This window comes from uncultured Methylibium sp. (assembly GCF_902826655.1).
Lineage (GTDB): Bacteria > Pseudomonadota > Gammaproteobacteria > Burkholderiales > Burkholderiaceae_C > Methylibium.
In genome coordinates this window covers 1-3,933 of sequence record NZ_CADEFR010000118.1, presented here as the reverse complement: position 1 = coordinate 3,933, position 3,933 = coordinate 1, and the positions used below count along the sequence as shown (strand labels likewise).

The following is a 3,933-nucleotide window of genomic DNA, read 5'->3' as shown; positions in this document are numbered from 1 at the left end:
ATGATGTTGGGCAGCGTGACGTAGCGCGGCTCGTTCAGGCGCAGGTCGGTCGTGATGACGGCCGGCAGCTGGATGCTCAGCGTCTCGAGGCCGCCGTCGACCTCGCGCGTGACGTTCGCTCGGCCGTCGGCGACCTCGACCTTGCTGGCGAAGGTCGCTTGCGGCAGACCGGCGAGCGCTGCCAGCATCTGACCGGTCTGGTTGCAGTCGTCGTCGATCGCCTGCTTGCCGAGGATCACGAGCTGCGGCTGCTCCTTGTCGACCAGCGCCTTCAGCAGCTTGGCGACGGCCAGCGGCTGCAGCTCGGCGTCGGTCTCGATCAGGATGGCGCGGTCGGCGCCGATGGCCATCGCGGTGCGCAGGGTCTCCTGGCATTGCGTCGGCCCGCAGGACACGGCGATCACCTCGGTGACGACGCCCTTCTCCTTGAGCCGCGTCGCTTCTTCGACCGCGATCTCGTCGAAGGGATTCATGCTCATCTTGACGTTGGCGATGTCGACGCCGCTGCCGTCGGACTTGACGCGCACCTTCACGTTGTAGTCAACGACGCGCTTGACCGGTACCAATGCCTTCATGCGAGGTTCTCCAGGGAGCTGATGCGAACAGGCGAAAGGATTCTATGGGTCGGTGTCGACAGCACCGACGGCACGAATCTAAAAAAGCACGATCGTTCGATTCTAGCGGAAGCGAGAGCGGCCCCGTCGCGGATGCGGCGATCGACGACACGTTGCTAGACTGCCGCGCCCATGACTGTCGATGCACCGGACCATCCCGCACCGCGCGACGGCATCGGTGTGTTCGACTCCGGCGTCAGCGGCTTGTCGGTGTTGCGCGCCCTGCGCGCGCGGGTGCCGGCAGTGCCACTGATCTACGTCGCCGACTCGGGCCACGCGCCCTACGGCGAGCGCGACGATGCCTTCGTGATCGACCGCGCCCTGCGGCTCACGGAGCACCTCCTCGACCGCGGCGCCAGGTTGATCGTCGTGGCCTGCAACACCGCGACGGCTGTTGCGATCGAAGCGCTGCGAACGCGCTGGCCGGCCACGTGTTTCGTCGGCGTGGAGCCCGGCCTGAAGCCTGCGCTGGCCGCCAGTCGCAACGGCCGCATCGGCGTGATGGCCACCCGCGCGACCCTGGCCAGCGCGAGGTTCCGCCGCCTGGCCGACCAGCACGCACGTGGTGTCGACCTGCGCCTGCAGGCCTGCGTCGGACTCGCCAGCGCCTTGGAGAGGGGTGATCCCGACGGCGACGAGGTGCGCTCGCTGGTGAGTCACCACGTGGCGCCACTGCGCGCGGCCGGCGTCGATGTCGTCGTGCTCGGCTGCACGCACTATCCGTTCGCAGCCTCGTGGATCCAGCAAGCCCTGGGACCGGAGGTCGTGCTGATCGACACGGCCGACGCCGTCGCGCGCCGCGCCATCGACCTGATGGGCAAGCTCGACGCGGGCGAAGAGCGCGACGCCGTCGCGGAGTTGTGGACCACGGGCGAGCTGGACGCCTTGCGGCGGGCCAGCACCCGCTGGCTCGACTTCCCCGTCGAGTTGCGCTCGTGGCCGCCGGCCCGCGTGGCCGACGCCTGATCCGTGGGTGATCGGTGGTGCCTCGACCCGGGATCGAACCGGGATGGACCGATGAAGGTCCCGCGGATTTTCGTACCCGCCACGGCTTTCGCCGCCAGACAGCGCCGCGTGGCAATGCCTGTTCGGGGTCTGGAGCGCGCCTTCACCATCGACCGCGCCAAGCGCTGCCCTTAGGTGCCCGCCGTCCGCTCTCTACACCTTCCGCCATGAACCGGCGGCTTGGCTCGGCGTTGCCTCGCAGCCGGGCTGCAGGGGGTTCGCCGAATTTGACGGGATCCATCCCGCGCGTTTCCGCGCGAGCGCTCAAATTGCCTGCTTCAAGTCCGCTGCGTCTGCCAGTTTCGCCATCGAGGCCCTGGACGATGGTAGCTCGGTGTCGATCGCAAACGACGACGCCCCGCTCGCGGGGCGTCGTCGTCGATCTGGAGGCGCGGGGCGGAGTCGAACCGCCCTGGACGGATTTGCAATCCGCTGCATAACCGCTTTGCTACCGCGCCGATGCTCCGAAGTGTCCCACAGGGGCTCCGACCCCTGCCGTCGCGGGCCCGCAGGACGACGGACACCGCAGACGAAAAAGGGAAGCGGAAGCTTCCCTTTCGAAATTTCTGGAGCGGGAAACGAGGCTCGAACTCGCGACCTCAACCTTGGCAAGGTTGCGCTCTACCAACTGAGCTATTCCCGCACACTTGACCCGCGGCGTTTGGTGCCACCGCGAGCCGCGCAGTATAGGCGAAGACCAGCCGCCTGCGCAAGCTGACTAGCCGCCCGCCTCAATGCGTCAGCACGTCTCCGGTGGTCGCGGCGCCGCCTGCGTCGGCCTTGGGCGCCTCGGCCTTCGGCTCCTCGTCCGGCAGCGGCTGCGGCAGCGCCTTCAAGGCCACCTCGAGCACCTTGTCGATCCACTTGACCGGCACGATCTCCAGGTGGTTCTTGACGTTCTCGGGGATGTCCTGCAGGTCCTTGACGTTCTCCTCCGGGATCATCACGGTCTTGATGCCGCCGCGATGGGCCGCGAGCAGCTTCTCCTTCAGGCCACCGATCGCGGTGACCTCGCCGCGCAGAGTGATCTCGCCGGTCATGGCGACGTCGTGGCGCACCGGAATGCCGGTCAGCGCCGACACGAAGGCGGTCGTCATCGCGGCGCCCGCGCTCGGGCCGTCCTTGGGCGTCGCACCGTCGGGCACGTGGATGTGGATGTCCCGCTTCTCGAACAGTTCGTCCTTGATGCCCAGGCGGCGGGCGCGCGAGCGCACCACCGAGCGCGCCGCCTCGACCGACTCCTTCATCACGTCGCCGAGCGAGCCGGTGCGGATGATGTTGCCCTTGCCCGGCATCACGGCCGATTCGATGGTCAGCAGGTCGCCGCCGACCTCGGTCCAGGCCAGACCGACGACCTGGCCGACCTGGTCTTCCTTCTCGGCGCGGCCGTAGTCGAACTTGCGCACGCCGAGGAAGTCGTTGAGGTTCTCGTCGGTCACGACGACCTGACCCTCGTACTTCTTCAGCGACAGGCCCTTCACGACCTTGCGGCAGATCTTGCTGATCTCGCGCTCGAGCGACCGCACGCCGGCCTCGCGCGTGTAGTAACGGATGATCCCGCGCAGCGCACTCTCGGTGACATTGAGTTCCTCGTCCTTCACGCCGTTGTTCTTGCACTGCTTGGGCAGCAGGTACTTCTGCGCGATGTTGAGCTTCTCGTCCTCGGTGTAGCCGGACAGGCGGATCACCTCCATCCGGTCCAGCAGCGCCGGCGGGATGTTCATCGAGTTCGACGTGGCGATGAACATCACGTCGCTCAGGTCGAAGTCCAGCTCGATGTAGTGGTCGCTGAAGGTGTGGTTCTGCTCCGGGTCCAGCACCTCGAGCAGCGCCGACGACGGGTCGCCGCGGAAGTCCATGCCCAGCTTGTCGATCTCATCGAGCAGAAACAGCGGGTTGCGCGTGCCGACCTTGGTCAGGCTCGACAGCACCTTGCCCGGCATCGAGCCGATGTAGGTGCGACGGTGGCCGCGGATCTCGGCCTCGTCGCGCACGCCGCCCAGCGCCATGCGAACGAACTTGCGGCCGGTCGCGCGCGCCACGCTCTGCCCGAGCGAGGTCTTGCCGACGCCCGGCGGGCCGACGAGGCACAGGATCGGCGCCTTGACCTTGTCGACGCGGCCCTGCACCGCGAGGTACTCGAGGATGCGGTCCTTGACCTTGTCGAGGCCGTAGTGGTCCTCGTTCAGCACGTCCTCGGCATTCACCAGGTCGTGCTTGATCTTGGTCTTCTTGGCCCAGGGCAGGTTGACCAGGGTGTCGATGTAGTTGCGCACCACCGTCGCCTCGGCGCTCATCGGCGACATCAGCTTGA

At 67.3% G+C, this 3,933-nt stretch carries 3 protein-coding genes and 2 tRNA genes; 1 reads left to right on the top strand and 4 read right to left on the bottom strand.

Annotation, left to right across the window (positions count from 1 at the left end; translation table 11 throughout):
* A partial coding sequence (locus QZV97_RS20515; protein WP_295647222.1) for an electron transfer flavoprotein subunit beta/FixA family protein occupies positions 1-575 on the bottom strand: 575 nt, incomplete at its 3' end.
* 171 nt (positions 576-746) lie between these two features.
* Here QZV97_RS20515 and murI point away from each other — a divergent pair.
* On the top strand, positions 747-1,580 hold the full coding sequence (murI, locus tag QZV97_RS20510; protein ID WP_295647220.1) for a glutamate racemase: 834 nt from the start codon (positions 747-749) through the stop codon (positions 1,578-1,580).
* Between the two features lie 423 nt (positions 1,581-2,003).
* Here murI and QZV97_RS20505 read toward each other — a convergent pair.
* The 3 genes from QZV97_RS20505 to lon form a co-directional block, all read right to left on the bottom strand.
* A tRNA-Cys gene (locus QZV97_RS20505) sits at positions 2,004-2,077 on the bottom strand.
* 109 nt (positions 2,078-2,186) lie between these two features.
* Positions 2,187-2,262 (bottom strand) — tRNA-Gly (locus QZV97_RS20500).
* 88 nt (positions 2,263-2,350) lie between these two features.
* The coding region (gene lon, locus QZV97_RS20495; RefSeq protein WP_295647218.1) for an endopeptidase La at positions 2,351-3,933 on the bottom strand (1,583 nt) is incomplete at its 5' end.

Bases quoted from the DNA above. Each gene is read 5' to 3' on its own strand.
- murI (WP_295647220.1), top strand. From the start codon at position 747: ATGACTGTCGATGCACCGGACCATCCCGCACCGCGCGACGGCATCGGT.